The sequence below is a fragment of the Amycolatopsis sp. NPDC004772 genome (assembly GCF_053601215.1).
Genome location: NZ_JBSGBK010000015.1, coordinates 63,259 through 82,522, shown reverse-complemented (window position 1 = coordinate 82,522; position 19,264 = coordinate 63,259). Strand labels below are relative to the sequence as shown.

General features: G+C 66.5%; 16 protein-coding genes and 1 tRNA gene. 5 read left to right on the top strand and 12 right to left on the bottom strand.

Going from position 1 to position 19,264, the window contains the following annotated elements:
- Positions 1-64: 64 nt before the first annotated feature.
- Complete coding sequence (locus ACWEF6_RS12650) at positions 65-1,051, top strand: AbiTii domain-containing protein (RefSeq protein WP_449683038.1); 987 nt, start codon at positions 65-67, stop codon at positions 1,049-1,051.
- Positions 1,052-1,232: 181 nt separating this feature from the next.
- On the opposite strand, the gene ACWEF6_RS12645 is transcribed toward ACWEF6_RS12650, so the two are convergent.
- Positions 1,233-2,192 carry a hypothetical protein gene (locus tag ACWEF6_RS12645; protein ID WP_449683037.1) on the bottom strand — a complete coding sequence of 320 codons (960 nt, stop codon included), beginning with the start codon at positions 2,190-2,192 and terminating at the stop codon, positions 1,233-1,235.
- Positions 2,193-3,105: 913 nt separating this feature from the next.
- Entirely contained in the window at positions 3,106-3,648 is a 543-nt protein-coding gene (locus ACWEF6_RS12640; RefSeq protein ID WP_449683036.1) for a hypothetical protein, read from the bottom strand.
- A 7-nt stretch (positions 3,649-3,655) separates the two neighbouring features.
- Between ACWEF6_RS12640 and ACWEF6_RS12635 the strand changes: the two genes are divergently transcribed.
- The 4 genes from ACWEF6_RS12635 to ACWEF6_RS12620 are packed head-to-tail and all read left to right on the top strand — an operon-like array spanning position 3,656 to position 5,455.
- Positions 3,656-4,093, top strand: a complete 438-nt coding sequence (locus ACWEF6_RS12635; protein ID WP_449683035.1) for a DUF3631 domain-containing protein — start codon at positions 3,656-3,658, stop codon at positions 4,091-4,093.
- A 58-nt stretch (positions 4,094-4,151) separates the two neighbouring features.
- Positions 4,152-4,319 (top strand): helix-turn-helix domain-containing protein, encoded by a 168-nt coding sequence (locus ACWEF6_RS12630; protein ID WP_449683034.1) that lies wholly within the window; start codon positions 4,152-4,154, stop codon positions 4,317-4,319.
- The gene (locus tag ACWEF6_RS12625) at positions 4,303-5,148 is read left to right on the top strand and encodes a hypothetical protein (protein WP_449683033.1); all 846 of its coding nucleotides are present in this window, start codon (positions 4,303-4,305) and stop codon (positions 5,146-5,148) included. The genes ACWEF6_RS12630 and ACWEF6_RS12625 overlap by 17 nt, the downstream gene beginning before the upstream one ends.
- A complete protein-coding gene (locus ACWEF6_RS12620) occupies positions 5,090-5,455 on the top strand; it encodes a tyrosine-type recombinase/integrase (protein WP_449683032.1) in 366 nt (121 codons plus the stop codon). The genes ACWEF6_RS12625 and ACWEF6_RS12620 overlap by 59 nt, the downstream gene beginning before the upstream one ends.
- Before the next feature lie 74 nt (positions 5,456-5,529).
- On the opposite strand, the gene ACWEF6_RS12615 is transcribed toward ACWEF6_RS12620, so the two are convergent.
- The 10 genes from ACWEF6_RS12615 to dnaA form a co-directional block, all read right to left on the bottom strand.
- Positions 5,530-5,793: a hypothetical protein gene (locus tag ACWEF6_RS12615; protein ID WP_449683031.1), complete on the bottom strand. Its 264-nt coding sequence runs from the start codon at positions 5,791-5,793 to the stop codon at positions 5,530-5,532.
- Between the two features lie 1,004 nt (positions 5,794-6,797).
- A tRNA-Ile gene (locus ACWEF6_RS12610) sits at positions 6,798-6,871 on the bottom strand.
- A 49-nt stretch (positions 6,872-6,920) separates the two neighbouring features.
- A complete protein-coding gene (locus ACWEF6_RS12605; RefSeq protein WP_449683030.1) occupies positions 6,921-7,568 on the bottom strand; it encodes a DUF3566 domain-containing protein in 648 nt (215 codons plus the stop codon).
- A gap of 50 nt (positions 7,569-7,618) precedes the next feature.
- Positions 7,619-10,156 carry a DNA gyrase subunit A gene (gene gyrA, locus ACWEF6_RS12600; RefSeq protein WP_449683029.1) on the bottom strand — a complete coding sequence of 846 codons (2,538 nt, stop codon included), beginning with the start codon at positions 10,154-10,156 and terminating at the stop codon, positions 7,619-7,621.
- Positions 10,157-10,207: 51 nt separating this feature from the next.
- Positions 10,208-12,175 (bottom strand): DNA topoisomerase (ATP-hydrolyzing) subunit B, encoded by a 1,968-nt coding sequence (gene gyrB, locus ACWEF6_RS12595; RefSeq protein WP_310968341.1) that lies wholly within the window; start codon positions 12,173-12,175, stop codon positions 10,208-10,210.
- 197 nt (positions 12,176-12,372) lie between these two features.
- Positions 12,373-12,978: a DciA family protein gene (locus ACWEF6_RS12590; protein WP_449683028.1), complete on the bottom strand. Its 606-nt coding sequence runs from the start codon at positions 12,976-12,978 to the stop codon at positions 12,373-12,375.
- A gap of 106 nt (positions 12,979-13,084) precedes the next feature.
- Positions 13,085-14,239 carry a DNA replication/repair protein RecF gene (gene recF, locus ACWEF6_RS12585; RefSeq protein ID WP_449683027.1) on the bottom strand — a complete coding sequence of 385 codons (1,155 nt, stop codon included), beginning with the start codon at positions 14,237-14,239 and terminating at the stop codon, positions 13,085-13,087.
- A 9-nt stretch (positions 14,240-14,248) separates the two neighbouring features.
- The gene (gene gnd / locus ACWEF6_RS12580) at positions 14,249-15,139 is read right to left on the bottom strand and encodes a phosphogluconate dehydrogenase (NAD(+)-dependent, decarboxylating) (protein WP_449683026.1); all 891 of its coding nucleotides are present in this window, start codon (positions 15,137-15,139) and stop codon (positions 14,249-14,251) included.
- A gap of 31 nt (positions 15,140-15,170) precedes the next feature.
- Positions 15,171-16,304, bottom strand: coding sequence for a DNA polymerase III subunit beta (gene dnaN / locus ACWEF6_RS12575; RefSeq protein ID WP_310968343.1), 1,134 nt, complete (start codon positions 16,302-16,304; stop codon positions 15,171-15,173).
- An 837-nt stretch (positions 16,305-17,141) separates the two neighbouring features.
- On the bottom strand, positions 17,142-18,767 hold the full coding sequence (gene dnaA / locus ACWEF6_RS12570; RefSeq protein ID WP_449683025.1) for a chromosomal replication initiator protein DnaA: 1,626 nt from the start codon (positions 18,765-18,767) through the stop codon (positions 17,142-17,144).
- Between the last annotated feature and the right edge of the window lie 497 nt (positions 18,768-19,264).

Genomic DNA, 19,264 nt, shown 5'->3' with positions numbered 1-19,264 from the left:
CCAACATCGGCAACAAGGCGCGGCACGCCGCGCTGTGTCGGCGGGCGGTGAGAGAATGCCCGCTATGTCCTCAACATCTAGCGGGCTCCTTGCCCAAATCGAGGCTGACGTACTCGACGGCGGCGTGCCCATCTCCACGCTGCTGCAGAAGATCATTGTGCTCGGAGGCAAAGCGAAGTCCGAGAAGATGCGAGAGTGGGCTCGCCACGAGCTGAACGGCTACATAGGTTCGGATGCTCCCCTTCCGGCCTACCGCCGGATTCATGCCGCGCTGTACATCCGGATCACCAACCGAGCTGGTTACAACGCAATATCTCAGCGGATCAACCCCTCAGATTTGCCTGACTTCATGACCAAGGACGTGGACTTGGAGGAGGCGGTTCTGGGGAGCGGCATAGGTGAGCTTGAGGCGCTTGCAGGTAAGGGTGACCGCACCGACGAGCCGCACTGGCTAAGTCCAGCCTGGGCGGATGTCGTAGTCGACTACCTGAACAAGGCGGCCGTCCAAGACGGGGTCAGTGTGGTGCAAGGCGCCTACTGGGAACTACCTAATTCCTCGATCAAGGGCCTGCTTGTGCGAGTACGCACTGCGCTGGCCGAACTAGTAGCCGAACTGGCCACGTTGACTCCACAAGAGCAGGAGGTGCCTACTAAAATTGCTGCTGATCAGGCGGTACAGTTGGTCATCACAGGTGAACGTCCCACGATCAACATCACCAACCAGCACACTGATACCGGACCTAACATCTCAACTCAAGCTGCTCACTCAGCAACGGTGGCCGCCGGACAAAGCACAGCGATTGGCAACCAAACCGCCAGCGGAGAGAATTCAACGGTGATCGGCGCGCAAGCCGCAAACGGCGACAGCGCCACCGTGAACGGCCGAGACAGCGCAGCATCGTCACCGGTCGCGAATGAGCATGAAGGCTGGTGGATAAGACTACGAAAGCGCGGAGCGTTAGTTGCATTCTTTACAATTGTTGGTGGTATTGCTGGAATCGTGGGCGCCATAGCCGCTGTTCTTACACTGCTTGGCTGGACCCCTTGGTAGCACCATCGCTATACGCGCAGCACAGTTACTCCCGAAAATTTGAGGTTCGGGCATCCGTGGACGCCCGACAGCGTCCGTCGATCGTGAGTCTCCGCCCTCCGTCATAACAGTATGCGCCTGGAAGCTCCGCTTTGGACACCCCTATGCGTCTGTCGACATACCCTTTCAAACCCAGAGATAATCACACAGCACCGGATCCATCGACCCGACGCAGCATCCCTTTGGCCAGCCACGCTACAAGCGTAGAGCTGAGCAGAACGGCCGCCTGCGCCTCTTCAAGAGACACATCTTCATAGTCAGCTCGCCCATGGCGATCAGTGTGACTATGCCAAAGTAGCTGCATCATCGACACGACCTTCTCAACCGAAGAGCCCCCTCTAGAATCAGCCATCACGAATTCCCATTTGTGCAAGGAATCCCGAAGGACACGAATGTCTTTCCCGAGAGTTGCGCTACCGTCCTTCGGAGACACCAGAGGACACGACAGCACTTCAACTGAACGCACTGCATCATAATAAGCATGACTGGGGCTGGCATTTATGCCGAACGCGAAATTCCACGCAGAGCGCAGCAGTTCGCTCGCCTTGTCTGCAACGGAAAGCGCAGTCTCTGCAACATCAAAGACACCACGGGGAAGAGCCTCAACCAGGCGGTAGCGTCCCTGAACTAGCTTCACCGTCCAACTCGAACCGGAGTCGCGCAAGATCTTTTCCATATCTTGCACACGCGCAGGAGGGCTATACCCGGGCCGACTTGCGGATATTCTGGAAATCTCGAAGTCCACAAGCCAAGTTCGGTGCTCCTCATTTAAATTCCGAAAGACTTTGAAAGCATCCGACACCCCTGCCAGATTTACTGAGCGAATCCCGAGATCAACACGAGCGGCTTGCTGAAATTCCACCATGAAAGACCAGCGCACGAAGTCGTAGTCCCCCGGATCTTTGGCTAGCCAGCGATGAATCGATTCGTTCGCATGCGAAGGCAAGCCCTTACGTAAAGTAAGAAAATCTTCTAGCTCAGCCGGGCCGGCACCCGGAGGCGTCCACACGAAATCGTCCACATCGATATTCTCGCAGATGTCAAGCAAGCAGCCAAACGACATAGACAACTGGCGACCGTAGCGAGGGCCTGCGAGCGTCACCGCAAGGAAACTGCCGACGTCGTCCTCTACGTGCCTTGTGATCGAGGGCCCACCTTGCCAGAAGTACACGGAGGCGCACGGCGAGTAGCCGCAGCCTGGGGACAAGGTTGTGGACATTTTTCTTGCCTGTGGATAGCGCCACCTCTGCAGCTTCGCCAAGCACGCAGACCGTCGCTGACCTGCAGTTTCGACGCCTCCTCTGAGACTAGCGGTTGATCCACATGATGATCCACTAAGGCGAAACCGCAGGTAGAAGCTGGTTATAGCACCGCTTTTGAGGCGGACGTCGACCTGTCCCTGCCGCACCGGCCCAGTTCTCGCGGCTATGGTTTCTCCGAGGCCTCTGAGGAACCCGGAACGCGACCCGCTCCGGACCCTCACCAGTCGGACCCGGCTGGACGTCCAAACGGAACTCTCTGTGGAGAGGAACCATGGCAGGTCGACGAGACTGCTTATGCAGTCGCCTTCGCCGTAAGGCAAGGAGTGCGGTGGCAGCAACCACCGCACTCCTCATCGCCTTGGCGGCGCTGGTGCACGAGATCGCTGGTCTCGTGCACTGATCGGTTTCTGCGGAAACCCTGGGCGGGAGTCGGGCGCAAGCGTCTGGCTCCCGCCCAGCCCTCGAAGTATTGCACACATAAAAACACATCTCGTACTTGTAGGGCGTACACCCTGACCTGGGAAGATGCCGCAAAAGGCGAATCATTAGCACGTGTGCGCTACTCCAAAAGTCCTACACTGTGGCGTGCATCTACCGCCGAACGCCGTACCGACGCTCTTCGGCCACTCCGCCATCCGGTGCACCGGGCACAACCGCCAGTACGCCATCCGGCCGACTGGCGCGCATCGAGCACGTGTTCTAAATGTGGTCGTGCTGGGCAGGCAGGGGAAGTGGTTGCCAGCAACCCAGCCGCTACTCGACTACGCCGTAGTGGGTGGCGAGCACGGCGAACTCCGCGCCTCGGCGTCGAGTTGCTCGATCGACAAGGCGCCGCATTGTGGTCTTACCGAGCGGCTGATAGCGCACCCAGTCCGGCGCTAGGTCGCGTGCCTCGGAGAGCCAGGTCAGCGCGTCTCGGTCGTGGCGAAGGTCGGCAGCCGCAGCAGCGAGGAGTAGCCGGTGGCCGGCCTCCCAAAAGGCCGGGACGTCGCCCATAGTGTCGGGCACAGCGGCCGCCAGGCGGAGTGCTTGTTCCGGGTCGCCGGCGCGCGCTGCAAGCTCGACGTTCTGGAGTGCCGCGACGCGCGGACCGAAGATCGCAGCCTCAGAAGCCGTGTCGCCTCTTGACCGGATCGCGGCAGCGTGAGCAGCAGCAAGTAGGTCCTCGGCGCGGCCAGCGCTGCCAGCAACGAAGATCTCCGCGCCCTGCTGAACGCGGGCTACAAGCGCTCGGCGACGGTGACGCGGTGCGTCGGCGACGCCAAGAGCATGAACGTCACCCGCTTTCGAGAACACCGACCGCATGGTCACCGCCGAACTGATCCGCGAACTGCACGCCATCGAAGACGGCCCCTGGACCGACCTCCAAGGCAAACCGCTCGACAGCCGCCGCCTCGCGAAGGAACTCGACCGCTACCTAGTCCGGCCAAAGGACCTCAAGGTCAGCGGCAAGACGCTCAAGGGCTACCGCATCGACGGCGACGGCGGCCTGGCCGACGCCTGGAGCCGCTACCTCCCACCGCTCGCAACGGCGGCGACCTCCGCGACCAGCGCGACCCCGCAGGTCAATGCCACATCGGGCACCGCGGAGGCGCTGGGCTCGTCCGCGACCTCCGCAACCCGGGTCGCGGACGGTCGCGGCACACGGCAGCCGCTCGCACCCACGTTGACCAGCCCAGTCGCGAAGGTCGCGGACGTCGCGCCCACCAAGCCCGACCACGACACCGAGGGGGACCGATGAACGCCGTACCCATGCCGGTCGCTGTGCCGAACGGCACCTGTACCGGATCACCGAAGCGATGCGCCTGCTGTCGATGAGCCGCTCGGTCATCTACGAGCAGTTGGGCTCGGGGCGCTTGCGCTCAGTCAAGCAGGGACGCGCCCGCCTCGTGCCGGCCGTCGCCATCCAGGAATACGTCGAGCTGCTGATGAGGGAAGCGGAGGTCAGCTATGACGAAACGGCGTAGCCGGGAAGACGGCGGCCTCCGCTGGTCGGAGAGCCGTCAGCGTTGGATCGCGGAGATCACGGTCGGCTACACACCGGCCGGGAAGCGGAAGGTCCGCTCGGCGTACGGCAAGACGAAGACCGAGGCGAAGGACAAGCTGAAGGAGATGCTCCGCGAGCACGACGACGGACTTTCGCCGGAAGACCGGTCGTTCACGGTGGCTCAGGCGGTGCGTGACTTCCTCGCGCACGGTCTGCCCCGGCGGTCGGCCTCGACCGTGGAGAAGCTGACGATCCTCGCCGACAAGCACATCGTGCCGCTGATCGGTCACCGCAACGCACGGGAGCTGACCGCGGACGAGGTCGACACGTGGCTCGCCGGCCGGGCGAAGGTCGTGTCGACACGGACGCTGCAAGAGCTGCTGTCGCTGCTCCGACGGTCGCTGGCCAGGGCGCAGAAGCGAGAGAAGATCAAGCGGAACGTCGCGCTCCTGTGCGAGGTCCCCGAGGGGCGGGCTGGTCGACCGTCGAAGTCGCTGACCTTCGAACAGGCCGAGGCCGTACTTGCGGCCGCTGAGTTCACCTCGATGCGCGCCTACATCGTCGTGTCACTGCTGACCGGCGCCCGAACCGAGGAGATGCGGGCTCTCACCTGGTCGCATACCGACTTGGAAGGTCGGCCGGACCTGACCCCGCCCCCCCCCGCACGTCAAGGTGTGGCGATCGGTACGGGAAGGCGGCGACACGAAGACAGCGAAGTCTCGTCGCTCGCTTGCGCTTCCACGACGGTGCGTGGACGCCTTGCGTGCTCACCAGCGGAAGCAGGCGTTCGCGCGAAAGCTGGCCGGTGACAACTGGGAGGAGAACGGCCTGGTGTTCGCCTCGGCCGTCGGCCGCGAACTGGACGCGGCTAACGTTCGCCGGTCGTTTCGGCGAGTCCTGAAGCGTGCCGAGTTGAACCCGGCTGAATGGACGCCCCGCGAGTTGCGACACAGCTTCGTGTCGCTGCTCTCCGACAACGGCATGGAGATCGAGAAGATCTCGCGGCTTGTCGGCCACAACGGCACCACCGTCACGGAGAAGGTCTACCGGCACCAGTTGAGGCCGGTCATCCAGCACGGCGCCGAAGCGATGGACGGCATCTTCGCCAGGACGTAGCACGCGCTGCACCACCAAGGCATGTACCGAGTGGGATGAGGCATAGCTTCATCCCACTCGGCACCGTCGGGATGTCACTCCTGGTCGGCCACTTCCCGCTCCGGCGTCGCGGCCTCGAAAGGCGACCGGTCGCCTCGTTCAGTGACGCCGTAGCAGACCTGCAGGACCACCACGAGAAGCGTGGCGAGGCCCGCTCCAACGAGGACGCGGTCCGAGGGGAACATCGCTCCTACAACGAAACCTGCGAATGCCACAGCCACCGTGAGGAGCACTCGCCGCGTTCCTCTTTCGCAAAATGCCCTGCTTAGGGCATCCTTGACCTGCCGGAAGGTGTACATCTGACCCACTTTCGGTGAGGCGTCTGCCTGGCCCGGTGGCTTGAGTGTCGAGCCCATCGCCATCCGGTCCGGCAGGCGCTGCTCGGACTAAACCGTACGGATACGGTTCTACTCCTCCGGACACTCCCTGGTAAGAGCCTTGCTTGCAGGAAGACATTTAGGTGACATAAGGTGGATATCAGGTCGACATCAGGCTGACGAGGTCGCCTTTACAGGGAGTTGATCATGGCGAAGAAGCCGCTCGGAGCGCCGCTTGCCCCGGCGGGCCCTCAGTACGCCTTCTTCTCAAAGATGCAAAGTCTCGTTCTTGAGTACGGCGATCCGTCTCTAGCAGACATGGCTACCCGCATTCATGTCTCGCGCCAGGTGCTTCACCGGGCCCTCCGCGGACCAGACCTCCCAAGCCGAGATCTCGTCGCACGTGTTGTAGATCTACTCACCCTCGACGATGAGAAGCACCGAGATGACGTGAAACGTGACGCACTTCGCCATTGGACGGAAGCGGTCTGGGATCGTCGCCAAAAAGCGCGCCCATCGGCGCAGACCACACTCGGCACTACGGCGGTTACGTCGGAGCAAGATCGACTCGAAGCTTCCCGCGATCGTCAAGCGTTCGGCGCCTCCCTGAGACGGCTTCACCAGCAAGCCGACGCGCCAACTCTACGCCAAATCGGCATACGCATAGGTCTCCCCCGATCCACGCTGAGTGACTGGCTGAACGGAAGGTCGATTCCCCGGGATCGAACGTTGGTGCAAGGACTTGTCGACACCCTTTTTCAACTGTCGAGCCGCGCCCACACCGGAGATCTAGTTCCCTTGCGGGACGAGATCTTCGATGCGTGGGACAAGTATCAAGCTTCGGCTGCCAGGTAGGCGCTGCATTTACGCTCCGGGATCCTCCGGAATCCTCCGGCTCTCCGCCTTCGAGTGCTAGTCAGGCAGCTAGTCAGGCTGACAGCAAAAAGCCCGGTTCACCAGAGTGGTGAACCGGGCTTTGACCTGCGTGGGCCTACCAGGACTTGAACCTGGGACCTCTTCGTTATCAGCGAAGCGCTCTAACCGCCTGAGCTATAGGCCCTTGAACGAGAAGAACTTTACAGGACCCCCGGAGGGGCCCTGCAACCGGGTCACTCCCGTTCGGACAAGGTGACCTCCAGGCCTCCGGCCAGGTCGGCTGAGACGTTGTAGATGAACGCGCTCACCGTGGCCAGGGCCGAGACCAGGACGATGTTGATCGCGCCCAGGATGGCGGCGATGCCGAACACCCGGCCGGCGCTGATCAGGGGTTCGGCTGAGGCGTTTGCTCCCTCGCCGCCGACCAGGGACGAGTACGTTCCGTTCAGTTTGTCCCAGACGCCCATGCCGTCGAGCACCGTGTACAGGACGCCGACCGCGACCAGCCAGACGAAGAACATGGCGACGCCCAGGACCAGGGACAGCTTGAGGACCGACCACGGGTCGAAGCGCTTGACCTGCAGGGATGCTCGGCGGGGGCCCCGGCCGGGGCGGCGCAGGGCGCTCGGGCGAGCTCGCTGCGTCGAGGCCGGGGGGACCTCGCCGGCCGCGGGGGGAGGCGTTTCCGCGCTGCCGCCGAAGAGGCGGGGGGCTGCGCTGCCCGTCACCACCGGGCGTTCGGTGGTGGGGGCGGGCTGCGCCTCCTCCGTGGCCAGCTTGACCGTCGCTTCGGCGTCGCCTTCCTTGTCCACCCGCTGCCAGGGCGGGCTCGCCGGCGTTCCGTTCGAACCCGCTGCCTCGGGATTGTCGGTCGGTGTCACGAAGAGTCAGTCCTTACCCGTGCCGTGGGGCGCTGTCCGTAGTTGTGAACTTACTGCTCGGGCTGCGCCGTGGTCTCGTCAGCTGCTTCCGGCGCTTCGGGAGCGTCACCATTGGCGACGTCCGAGGGCTCGTCCGCGTTGCGTGCGACCGCGAGAAGAGTGGTGCCTTCGCCGAGATTCATCAGCCGGACCCCCTTCGTCTGCCGTCCCGCCTTGCGGACGTCGCCCGCCGGCGTGCGGATCACGCCGCCGCTCGAGGTGATCGCGTAGAGCTCGTCCTCGGCGTCGACGATGAGCGCACCCACCAGCCTGCCACGTTTGCGGTCGTGCTGAATGGTGAGCACGCCCTTGCCGCCGCGGCCCTGGACCGGGTAGTCCTCGATCGCCGTGCGCTTCGAGTACCCGCCGTCGGTCGCGACCAGCAGGAACTTGCCCTCCTTGACGACGCTGATGCCGAGCAGCTCGTCGCCGTCGTTGAAGCGCATGCCCATCACGCCGGACGTCGGGCGGCCCATCGGCCGCAGCGCCTCGTCGGTCGCGTGGAAGCGGATGGACTGGCCCTCCGCCGACACCAGCAGCAGGTCGTCCTCCGCCGCCGCCAGCACCGCGCCGACCAGCTCGTCACCCTCGCGCAGGTTGATGGCGATGAGGCCACCCGAGCGGTTGGAGTCGAAGTCGGTGAGCTTGGTCTTCTTCACCAGGCCGCGCTTGGTGGCGAGCACCAGGTACGGCGCGACCTCGTAGTTCTTGATTTCGATGACCTGGGCGATCTGCTCGTCCGGCTGGAACGCCATCAGGTTCGCCACGTGCTGGCCGCGCGCGTTGCGGTTGGCCTCGGGCAGCTCGTACGCCTTGGTCCGGTACACGCGGCCCTTGTTCGTGAAGAACAGGATCCAGTCGTGCGTCGAGCAGACGAAGAAGTGCTGGACGATGTCGTCCTGCTTCAGCGTCGCGCCCTGCACGCCCTTGCCGCCGCGCTTCTGGGACCGGTAGAGATCCGTTTTCGTCCGCTTGGCGTACCCCGTGCGGGTGATGGTGACGACGACGTCCTCGACCGCGATCAGTTCCTCGTCGGTGACGTCGCCGCTGAAGCCGATGATCTTCGTGCGCCGGTCGTCGCCGTACTTCTCGACGATCGCCATCAGCTCGTCGCGGATGATCGCGCGCTGCCGCTCGGGCTTCTCGAGGATGTCCTTGAGGTCGGCGATCTCCAGCTCGATCTCGGCCAGCTGGTCGATGATCCGCTGGCGCTCCAGGGCGGCGAGGCGCCGCAGCTGCATGTCGAGGATCGCGGTCGCCTGGATCTCGTCGACGTCCAGCAGCTCCATCAGGGCCGGCCGGGCCTCGTCGGCGGACGGCGAGCGCCGGATCAGCGCGATGACCTCGTCGAGCATGTCGAGGGCCTTGACGTACCCACGCAGGATGTGGGCCCGTTCCTCGGCCTTCTTCAGGCGGAAGCGGGTCCGCCGGACGATGACCTCGACCTGGTGCTTCACGTAGTGCCGGATGATCTGGTCGAGCCGCAGCGTGCGGGGCACGCCGTCGACCAGGGCCAGCATGTTGACGCCGAAGTTCTGCTGCAGCTGGGTGTGCTTGTAGAGGTTGTTCAGCACGACCTTCGCGACCGCGTCGCGCTTGATCGTGACGACGATCCGCATGCCCGAGCGGCTGTTGGACTCGTCGGCGATGTCGGCGATGCCGGTGAGCTTGCCGTCGCGGACCAGGTTCGCGATGTTCTCGACCAGGTTGTCCGGGTTGACCTGGTACGGCAGCTCGGACACGACCAGGATGGTCCGGCCCTTCGCGTCCTCTTCGACCTCGACGACCGCGCGCATCCGGATCGAGCCGCGGCCGGTGCGGTAGGCGTCCTCGATGCCGGACGTGCCGAGGATCATCGCCTTGGTCGGGAAATCCGGGCCCTTGATCCGCACGAGCAGCGCGGCCAGCAGCTCGTCGTCGGTCGCGTCCGGGTTCTCCAGCGCCCAGGCGACGCCTTCGGAGACCTCGCGCAAGTTGTGCGGCGGGATGTTCGTCGCCATCCCGACCGCGATCCCGGAACCGCCGTTGACCAGCAGGTTCGGGAACCGCGCCGGCAGGACGTCGGGCTCCTGCGTGCGGCCGTCGTAGTTGTCGGAGAAGTCGACGGTGTCTTCTTCGATGTCGGCCAGCATCTGCATGGCCAGCGGCGCGAGCCGGGACTCGGTGTACCGCATGGCGGCCGCGGGGTCGTTGCCCGACGAGCCGAAGTTGCCCTGGCCGTCGATCAGCGGGTACCGCAGCGACCACGGCTGGGCGAGCCGGACCAGCGCGTCGTAGATCGCCGAGTCGCCGTGCGGGTGGTAGTTGCCCATGACGTCGCCGACGACGCGCGAGCACTTGTTGTACCCGCGGTCCGGCCGGAAACCGGAGTCGAACATCGAGTACAGGATCCGGCGGGCGACCGGCTTGAGGCCGTCACGCACGTCCGGCAGCGCCCGCGACACGATGACGCTCATCGCGTAGTCGATGTAGGAGCGCTGCATCTCCTGCTGGATGTCGACCGGCTCGATCCGGTCGTGTTCCGGAGCCGGCGGCAAGGTTTCCGTCATGAGGTCCTTCTCGGGTGCGGGGGCCTAGCGGGACGAAGAACGGGGGGACGCCTAGACGTCCAGGAAGCGCACGTCCTTGGCGTTGCGCGTGATGAACGACCGGCGGGCCTCGACGTCCTCGCCCATCAGGACCGAGAACAGCTCGTCCGCCTGGGCGGCGTCGTCCATCGTGACCTGGCCCAGCAGCCGGTTCGCCGGGTCCATCGTGGTCTCCCACAGCTCTTCGGCGTTCATCTCGCCGAGACCCTTGTAGCGCTGGATCGCGTCGTCCTTCGGCAGCTTCTTGCCGGCCTCGACCCCCGCCTGGATGACGGCGTCGCGCTCGCGGTCGGAGTACGCGTACTCCGGCTCGGACCGCGGCCACTTGATCTTGTACAGCGGCGGCCGCGAGAGGAAGACGTGGCCGTGCTCGATCAGCGGGGCCATGAAGCGGAACAGCAGGGTGAGCAGCAGCGTGGTGATGTGCTGGCCGTCGACGTCGGCGTCGGCCATCAGCACGATCTTGTGGTAACGCAGCTTCTCGATGTCGAACTCGTCGTGGATGCCGGTGCCGAGCGCGGTGATCAGCGACTGGACCTCGGTGTTCTTGAGGACGCGGTCGATGCGGGCCTTCTCGACGTTGATGATCTTGCCGCGGATCGGCAGGATCGCCTGGTACATCGAGTCGCGGCCTTCCTTGGCCGAGCCGCCGGCCGAGTCACCCTCGACGATGTAGAGCTCGCACTCCTCCGGCTTGGTGGAGCGGCAGTCCTTCAGCTTGCCGGGCAGGCCGCCGATCTCCAGCGCGCCCTTGCGGCGGACCAGGTCACGCGCCTTGCGCGCGGCCATCCGGGCCTGCGCCGAGGAGATCGACTTGTTGATGATCGTCTTCGCCTCGGTCGGGTTGCGCTCGAACCAGTCCGCCAGCCACTCGTTCGACGTCTGCTGCACGAACGTCTTGGCCTCGCTGTTGCCCAGCTTGGTCTTGGTCTGGCCCTCGAACTGCGGCTCGGACAGCTTGATCGAGACGATCGCGGCGAGGCCCTCGCGCACGTCGTCACCGGTCAGGTTGGCGTCCTTCTCCTTGAGCAGCTTCTTGTCGCGCGCGTACGCGTTGACGACGCGGGTCAGCGCGGCGCGGAAGCCCTCTTCGTGGGTGCCGCCCTCGTGGGTATTGATCGTGTTGGCGAACGTGTAGACCGACGGCGTGAACCCGGTGTTCCACTGCATGGCGACCTCGACCTCGAGGCCGGTGCCCTTGGCGTCGAAGGAGATGACGCTGGGGTGGATCGGCTCCTTGCTGCCGTTGATGTGCTTGACGAAGTCCTCGAGCCCGCCCGGGTAGCAGTAGGTCTTCTCCTTGACCCGCGCGACCTTGCCCTCGGCGTCCTCTTCGGTCTCCTCGTCCGCGACGCGCTCGTCACGCAGGGACAGCGTCAGCCCCTTGTTGAGGAACGCCATCTCCTGGAGCCGGCGCGAGATGGTCTCGAAGTTGTAGGTCGTGGTCTCGAAGATGTTCCCGTCGGCCCAGAAGGTGATCGTGGTGCCGGTCTCGCTCGCCGGGCCGAGGTCCTCCAGCGGGCCGGGGATCTGGTCGGTGTACTCCTGGCGCCAGCTGCGGCCGCCGTACTTGACCTCGGCGAGCAGCTTCGTCGACAGCGCGTTCACCACCGAGACGCCGACGCCGTGCAGGCCGCCGGACACCGCGTAGGAGTCGCTGTCGAACTTGCCGCCCGCGTGGAGCACGGTGAGCACGACCTCGAGGGTCGGCTTCTGCTCCTTGGGGTGCATGTCGACCGGGATGCCGCGGCCGTCGTCGACGACGCGGACGCCGCCGTCGGCGAGGAGGGTAACCTCGACCTTGGTGGCGTACCCGGCCATCGCTTCGTCGACGGAGTTGTCGACGACCTCCTGGACGAGGTGGTGCAGCCCGCGTTCACCGGTGGAACCGATGTACATGCCGGGGCGCTTGCGGACCGCTTCGAGGCCTTCGAGCACCGTGATCGACGACGCGTTGTACTCGCTCTTGTTCTCGGTCACCGGCGTTGTTTCTCCTCGTCTCGCCCGAGCGGACGCTCGCTCTCCTCCAGTGTACTTGGCCGCGTCCGCTGACATGCGGCAAGGACACCCCTGAACGCGTCACAGACGGACGAAATCGGTTCGAGCCGAGTCTTGACGTATCTCGGGAGGTCTGGATGCGTTCTCGGCCCACTCAACCGAGCATCGCGCAACCCGGGTCAGCCGTACGTGTCACGGGGGCCGCGACCCGGCACGTGGCGGGGCCCTTTCCGCCAGCTCGGGGCGGTCGGGCCCTGGATCCGCATCCGCTTGACGACGCCGTTGCCGACCCCCGCCGCGATCTTCGCGAGCAGCTTGCCCTGCAGCAACCGGAGCTGGGTGGCCCACGCCGTCGAGCTGGCGCGGACGGTGAGTTCGCCGTCCTTGAGCGCGACCGGCTGGGCGTGTTCGGCGACGTCTTCGCCGACCAGCCGCGCCCACTGCGCGAAGACGCGGGCGCTGGTGACGCTCTCGTTCCAGCCGCGGTCGCTGACCAGCCGGGAGACCAGCCGGCCGAGCGGCTGCGGGTCGCGCGCGTCCGCGCCCGGTCCCGACCAGCGGCGCCGCCGGGGGTTCTGCCCGCCACCGGCCGCGGGACGGCGGCGTCCGGGCGGGACACCTCGTTCCTTGGCCTTGGCCTTCGCGGCCTCCAGCGCGGCGTGCGCGAGGTCGCGCCCGGTCGGGGGTGTCTCGTTCGGCCCAGCGTTGTCATCACGCTCGGTACCCGCCGACGACGGGGCGTCGGTTTTGGGCGTTTTGTGCCACCCATCCGGCCGCAGAGTCACGGGCAGCGATAACTCATTCACCGTGTTATCCACACTGTCCACAGGTTTGTCCCCAGATCGGGTGCGGTTTGTGCCGCCCGTCACCCGGGGTGCCCGGTCGCCTTGCTCAGCCACGCGTGATCTCACCATCCGCCACCACGAACCGGTGCCCGGTGAGCTGCCCGGGCACGTCTTCGTCCACCGCGGCGGTCACCAGCACCTGTTCGGCGCTCGCGGCCACCTCGGCCAGCCGGGCCCGGCGCTTGCGGTCCAGCTCGGCGAACACGTCGTCGAGCAGCAGCACCGGCTCGCCGGCCTCCCCGCGCAGCAGCTCGTAACTGCCGAGCCGCAGCGCCAGGGCGAACGACCACGACTCGCCGTGGCTCGCGTAGCCCTTGGCCGGCGCCTGGCCCAGGATCAGTTCCAGCTCGTCCCGATGCGGGCCGACCAGGCTGATGCCGCGCTCGAGCTCCGCCTTGCGGGCCTCACCCAGCGCCTTGAGTAAGACGTCCTTCAGCACCTCGGGTTGCGCCCGTTCGCCGTCCGGTACGCCGTACGTCTCCGGCAGCGCCGCACCCAGCGACGACCGGTAGGCGATCTTCGCCGGGCGCGAGTCCGGCGCGACCCCCATGTACGCCGAAGCCGCGTACGGCGCGAGGTCGGCGACGAGGTTCAGGCGCGCGGCCAGCAGCTCCGCGCCCGCCACCGACAAGTGGTCGTCCCAGACCTCGAGCGTCGAGAGCGCGTACGGGTCTTCACGTCCCGTACGGCGTTTCCCGGCCGTCTTGAGCAGGGCGTTCCGCTGCTTCAGCACCTTCTCGTAGTCCGCCCGGACTCCGGCGTACCGCGGCGCGCGCAGCACCAGGAGCTCGTCGAGGAACCGGCGTCGCTCGCTCGGGTCCCCCCGCACGAGCGCGAGGTCCTCCGGGGAGAACAGCACCGTGCGCAGGATCCCGAGCACGTCCCGCGGCCGGCCGACCGCGCCGCGGTTGACCCGGGCGCGGTTCGCGCGGCCGTTGGTGATCTCGAGCTCGACGGTCAGTTCGCGGTCATCGTTGACCACCGCGACCCGGACCAGCGCGCGTTCGCAGCCGTGCCGGATCAGCGGCGCGTCCGTGGCGACGCGGTGCGAGCCCAGCGTCGCGACGTACCCGATCGCCTCCAGCAGGTTGGTCTTGCCGCGGCCGTTCTGGCCGACCAGCACGGTCGGCCCCGGTTCGAGGGCGAGATCGGCCTGTGGCCAGGAGCGGAAGTCGGTGACCTGCAGGTGTCGCAGATACACCAGGGCTCCCTACCCGCCGACCTTCTTCACCGCGTGGCCGCCGAACTGGTTGCGCAGCGCGGCGACCGCGCGCATCGCGGCCGAGTGCTCCTGGCGCGAAGCGAACCGTGCGAACAGCGCGGCCGAGATGACCGGCGCCGGCACCGCGTTGTTGATGGCCTCTTCCAGCGTCCAGCGGCCTTCGCCGGAATCCTCGACGTACCCCTCGAGGTCGTCCAGCTCCGGGTCTTCGTCGAGCGCCCGCACGAGCAGGTCGAGCAGCCAGGACCGGACGACCGTGCCGCGCTGCCAGCCCTTGATCACCGCGGGCACGTCCTTGACGACCTTCGCGGCTTCGAGCAGCTCGAAGCCTTCGGCGAAGGCCTGCATCATGCCGTACTCGATGCCGTTGTGGATCATCTTCGCGTAGTGACCCGCGCCGACGTCACCGGCGTGCGAGAAGCCTTCTTCGCGCGGGCCTTCCGGACGCAGCGCGTCGAAGATCGGCATCGCCTTCTCGACGTCGGCGGCCGCACCGCCGACCATCAGGCCGTAGCCGTTGTCCTTGCCCCACACGCCACCGGACACGCCGCAGTCGACGTAACCGATGTTCTTCGCGGCGAGCAGGTCGGCGTTCAGCTTGTCGTCGGTGTACTTCGAGTTGCCGCCGTCGATCACCATGTCGCCGCCGGCGAGCAGGTTGCTCAGCTCGGTGACGGTCTGCCGGGTCGGCTCGCCGGCCGGGACCATGATCCAGACGATCCGCGGACCGTCCAGTTTGGACACCAGGTCCTCGAGCGAGGTCGTGTCGCTGACGTCCGGGTTGCGGTCGTAGCCGACCACCTCGTGACCGGCCGCACGCAGCCGCTCACGCATGTTGAAGCCCATCTTGCCCAGGCCGATCAGACCGAGCTGAACCATCGAGATCCCCTTACGTGCTACGGAAAGCGGGTCAGCCCGGCAGGCGGACCGGCATCAGAAGGTAGAGGTAGCCGGGGACGACGTTGCCCTCGGCGTCGGCGGGCTTGATGAGCGCGGGGCGGTTCGGCGTGGTGAACGTCAGCTCCGCCCGGTCGCTGTGGAGCGCGCCGAGGCCGTCGACGAGGTAACCCGGGTTGAACGCGATCGTCACCGGCTCACCTTCGTACTCGACCTGCAGCTCCTCTTCGGCGCTGCCTTCGTCGTCGCCGCCCGCGGACAACCGCAGCGTGTTGTCCCCGAACTCCAGTCGTACCTGAGTCCCCCGCTCCGCCACCAGCGAAACGCGCTTGATGGACTCGGTGAGCGCGGAGACTTCGATCACGGCGCGCGAGGTGTGCGACGCCGGCAGCAGCTGGCGGTACGGCGGGAACTCCGCGTCGAGCAGGCGGGTCGTCGTGTAGCGGCCGGAGCCGGACAGCCCGAGCAGGCCTTCGCCGCTGGCGAGCGCGAGCCGGATCGTGGCGCCGGACGCGCCGAGCGTCTTGGCCGCCTCGGCGAGGGTGCGCGCGGGGACGAGCACCGCGGCGTCGGCCAGGCCCTCGGCCGGCTGCCAGGTGAACTCGCGCATGGCGAGCCGGAAGCGGTCGGTCGCGACCAGGGTCAGCGAGCTGCCGGAGATCTCCAGCCGCATGCCGGTGAGCATCGGGAGCGTGTCGTCCTTGCCCGCGGCGACGACGACCTGGGTGACGGCCTGGCCGAACGCGTCGCCGGCGAGCTCGCCCGCGAAGGCGGGCTGGGACGGCAGCTGCGGGTAGTCCTCGACCGGCATGGTCGGCAGGGAGAAGCGCGCGCTGCCGCAGGTGATGGTGGCGCGCGCGCCGTCGACGGAGATCTCGACCGGCTGCGCGGGCAGCGCCTTGGTGATGTCGGCGAGCAGGCGCCCGGACACGAGGAGGCGGCCGCCGTCGGCGATCGTCGCGGGGACCCCGACCGTGGCGGAGACCTCGTAGTCGAAGCCGGAGACCGTCAGCGCGTCGGTTTCGCCGTCCGAACCGGCGTCGAGCAGGACACCGCCCAGCACCGGCACCGGAGGCCGGGAGGGGAGGCTTCTGGCCACCCACGCGACGGCGTCGGCGAGCCCGTCACGCTCGACGCGGATCTTCATGCGCGCATCCTTTCGACGATCGAGCCCCGTGCGGGCTCGGGCCAGGCCTCGTTCTCGCGGGGCAGTGACCGGCTGCCCCCTCCGGCCGGTCCGCCCACCCCCGCGTGAGCGGCCGGAGCGCGGACCAGGTGCAGGCGTCCACGTTAGGCCGTCGCGGGCGCCGCCGTCACCTCGGCCTCCCCTTGACTTTGTCGACATGGCGACTCGATCGCGCAGCTGTCCCCAACTTCGTCCGCCGCCTGTTTTTATCTTTTTCTCTCTTAGAAGAGATCTAAAGGCAGTAGTAGTAGTAGGTGTTGTGGATTGTGTGGATCGAGCTCGTTCGCGCAGGTCGGACGGTCCGCGGGCGTGTGGGTAACCGTGGTGGCGGACCTGTGGGTAACCCGGGGCGTCCGTGGATGGTTTCGGGCATCCCCGGATCCGTCCACAGATCCGCCTGGTTGTCCCCATGGTTGTCCCCAGGTTCGGGACTGTTTCTGGGGGCGGACAGGACGGCCCGAATCGCTCTTCCGAGTGATCGGCTCCTCCTGTGCACAGCATGTGGGCAACCTGTGGAATCAGCGTGGACAAAGGTGTGGATGCGCTGTGGATCGCCTGTGGGCGGGGTGTGGAGGGAATTCGTGTCTGCGCTGGTCGGAGATCCGTTGGCACTGTGGGCAATCCGCCCACACGGTGGGGAAAACCCCTTGTGTACAAACAATTTTCGCGAGTTTGGCGAAGCACGCGTACGCGCCTTCGCTGCTTCGCGGGCGTACGCGTGCTTCAGGTGTCCAAAGACGACGAAGGGGCGTCCACATTGAGTGGACGCCCCGAAGTCGTTGCGGGATAAGGGATGTGCTACTGGCGGGCGCGCTGCTTGATGCGCGACGTCAGCTCCTGCACCTGGTCGTAGATCCGCCGGCGCTCGGCCATCTCCTTGCGGATCTTCTTGTCCGCGTGCATGACGGTCGTGTGGTCGCGGCCGCCGAACGTCTGCCCGATCTTCGGCAGCGACATGTCGGTCAGCTCTCGGCAGAGGTACATCGCGATCTGGCGGGCCGTGGCGAGCGCCTTCGTCTTGCCGGGGCCGCACAGGTCGTCGAGCGTGACGTCGAAGAACTCGGACGTGACGCCCATGATGGTCGGCGCCGTGATCTCCGGCGCGTGCGAGTCGGGGATCAGGTCCCGCAGTACGATCTCGGCGAGCGCGCTGTCGACCGGCTGCTGGTTCAGCGACGCGAACGCGGTGACCCGGATCAGCGCGCCTTCGAGTTCCCGGATGTTCGCCTCGACGCGCGAAGCGATGAATTCGAGGACCTCACCCGGCACCGCCAGCCTGTCCTGCGCCGCCTTCTTGCGGAGGATCGCGATGCGCGTCTCGAGCTCGGGCGGCTGGATGTCGGTGATCAGGCCCCACTCGAACCGCGTCCGCAGCCGGTCCTCCAGCGTTTCGAGGCGCTTGGGCGGGCGGTCGGAGCTGACGACGATCTGCTTGTTCGCGTTGTGGAGGGTGTTGAAGGTGTGGAAGAACTCTTCCTGCGTCCCTTCCTTGCCCTCCAGGAACTGGATGTCGTCGACGAGCAGGATGTCGATGTCGCGGTAGCGCCGCTGGAAGGCGACCTTGCGGTCGTCGCGCAGCGAGTTGATGAAGTCGTTCGTGAACTCTTCGGTCGAGACGTACCGGACGCGCATGCCGGGGAAGAGCCGTTGCGCGTAGTGGCCGACCGCGTGCAGCAGGTGTGTCTTGCCGAGCCCGGACTCACCCCAGATGAACAAGGGGTTGTACGCGCGGGCGGGCGCTTCGGCGACGGCGACCGCGGCCGCGTGCGCGAAGCGGTTGGACGCGCCGATGACGAACGTGTCGAAGGTGTACTTCTCGTTCAGCTTTGTCTTCGACGTCTGCGGCTGCGCCGGCGCGGTGTAGGGCTGGCCGGCGATCGGCTGGCCGGAGAACGTCGGCCAGATCTCGTGGACCGCGGCGAGCGCCTCGCCCTCTTCGTCGACTTCTTCGTCGGTGTCGTCGCCGTCGTCCGGCTTCGGCACGACGGCCTGGTGCGCCGGCATCGGCCGCGGCATCGGCGGCTGCACCGGTTCGGGCCGAGGCGGCGGCATCATCGGGGCGCCGTTGGCCGGCATCGGCGGGGCGGGTTCGGGGCTCGCGCCGTTTTCCACCCGGCCGGGTGACGGCACGTACCGGGGGGCGGGCGCCGGGGCGACGGCTTCGGCGCTGTCGACCTTCACCGCGAGGGAGATCGCGCGGCCGAGCCGCCGGGAGAGCGCGTCGGTGATCGCGCCGCGCAGCCCGCGTTCGATCGCTTCCTTCGCGAAGTCGCTGGGCGCCGCCAGGAGCGCCGTGCCGTCGAGCAGGCCGATCGGACGGGTCACCCGCATCCAGGCGCGCTGCTGGGGGGAGAGGGTCCCGTCGGACAGTTCGCGTACCACCTGTTCCCAGATGACACCCAGATTGTGCTGGTGATCCGACACCTGTCTGGCTCCCCTCCCCTCGTCTCCGTGGACGGCCGAACCGGCCCCCGGAACGCCCCGGTCACTCCACCCGGCGAGCGCAGGGAACCTGCCCGCACACCGGCACAGCGAATATCCACATAGTTGTCCACAGCTGTGCACTAATGTACGGCGACCCGTGGTGCCGCCACCTGCGGGCTCGTCGTACGCCGGTGGGCACTCCACCACCCGGATACTCGTGCACCTCGACCGGTGACCCGAGAGAGGCACGCTAACAAGCCCCGCTCGCGGCCACAAGGCATCCTGGGCGGCCAGCATTTCACGGTGCACGGCGGGTTGCCATTCGGTGCCGCGGCGTCGAACTCCGCGGGCGCGCCGGGCGGTCGCGTACCGTGGCCGAGGGGGTGCTTACCGGCCGCCCGACGGGGGTGCGTACCCTCGTAAGGTCTCCCGTATGCGACGGGTGCGTTTCGCGTGCCCACGTTGTCGTCGCTCGTCGTGACGAGGCCACACGTTGG

Excerpts from the sequence above, each read along its gene's own strand:
- gyrA (WP_449683029.1), bottom strand. The coding sequence starts at position 10,156 with ATGACGGAAACCTTGCCGCCGGCTCCGGAACACGACCGGATCGAGCCG.
- ACWEF6_RS12630 (WP_449683034.1), top strand. The coding sequence starts at position 4,152 with ATGCGCCTGCTGTCGATGAGCCGCTCGGTCATCTACGAGCAGTTGGGC.
- dnaN (WP_310968343.1), bottom strand. The coding sequence starts at position 16,304 with ATGAAGATCCGCGTCGAGCGTGACGGGCTCGCCGACGCCGTCGCGTGG.
- gnd (WP_449683026.1), bottom strand. The coding sequence starts at position 15,139 with ATGGTTCAGCTCGGTCTGATCGGCCTGGGCAAGATGGGCTTCAACATG.
- ACWEF6_RS12615 (WP_449683031.1), bottom strand. The coding sequence starts at position 5,793 with ATGTACACCTTCCGGCAGGTCAAGGATGCCCTAAGCAGGGCATTTTGC.
- ACWEF6_RS12625 (WP_449683033.1), top strand. The coding sequence starts at position 4,303 with ATGACGAAACGGCGTAGCCGGGAAGACGGCGGCCTCCGCTGGTCGGAG.
- ACWEF6_RS12650 (WP_449683038.1), top strand. The coding sequence starts at position 65 with ATGTCCTCAACATCTAGCGGGCTCCTTGCCCAAATCGAGGCTGACGTA.
- ACWEF6_RS12635 (WP_449683035.1), top strand. The coding sequence starts at position 3,656 with ATGGTCACCGCCGAACTGATCCGCGAACTGCACGCCATCGAAGACGGC.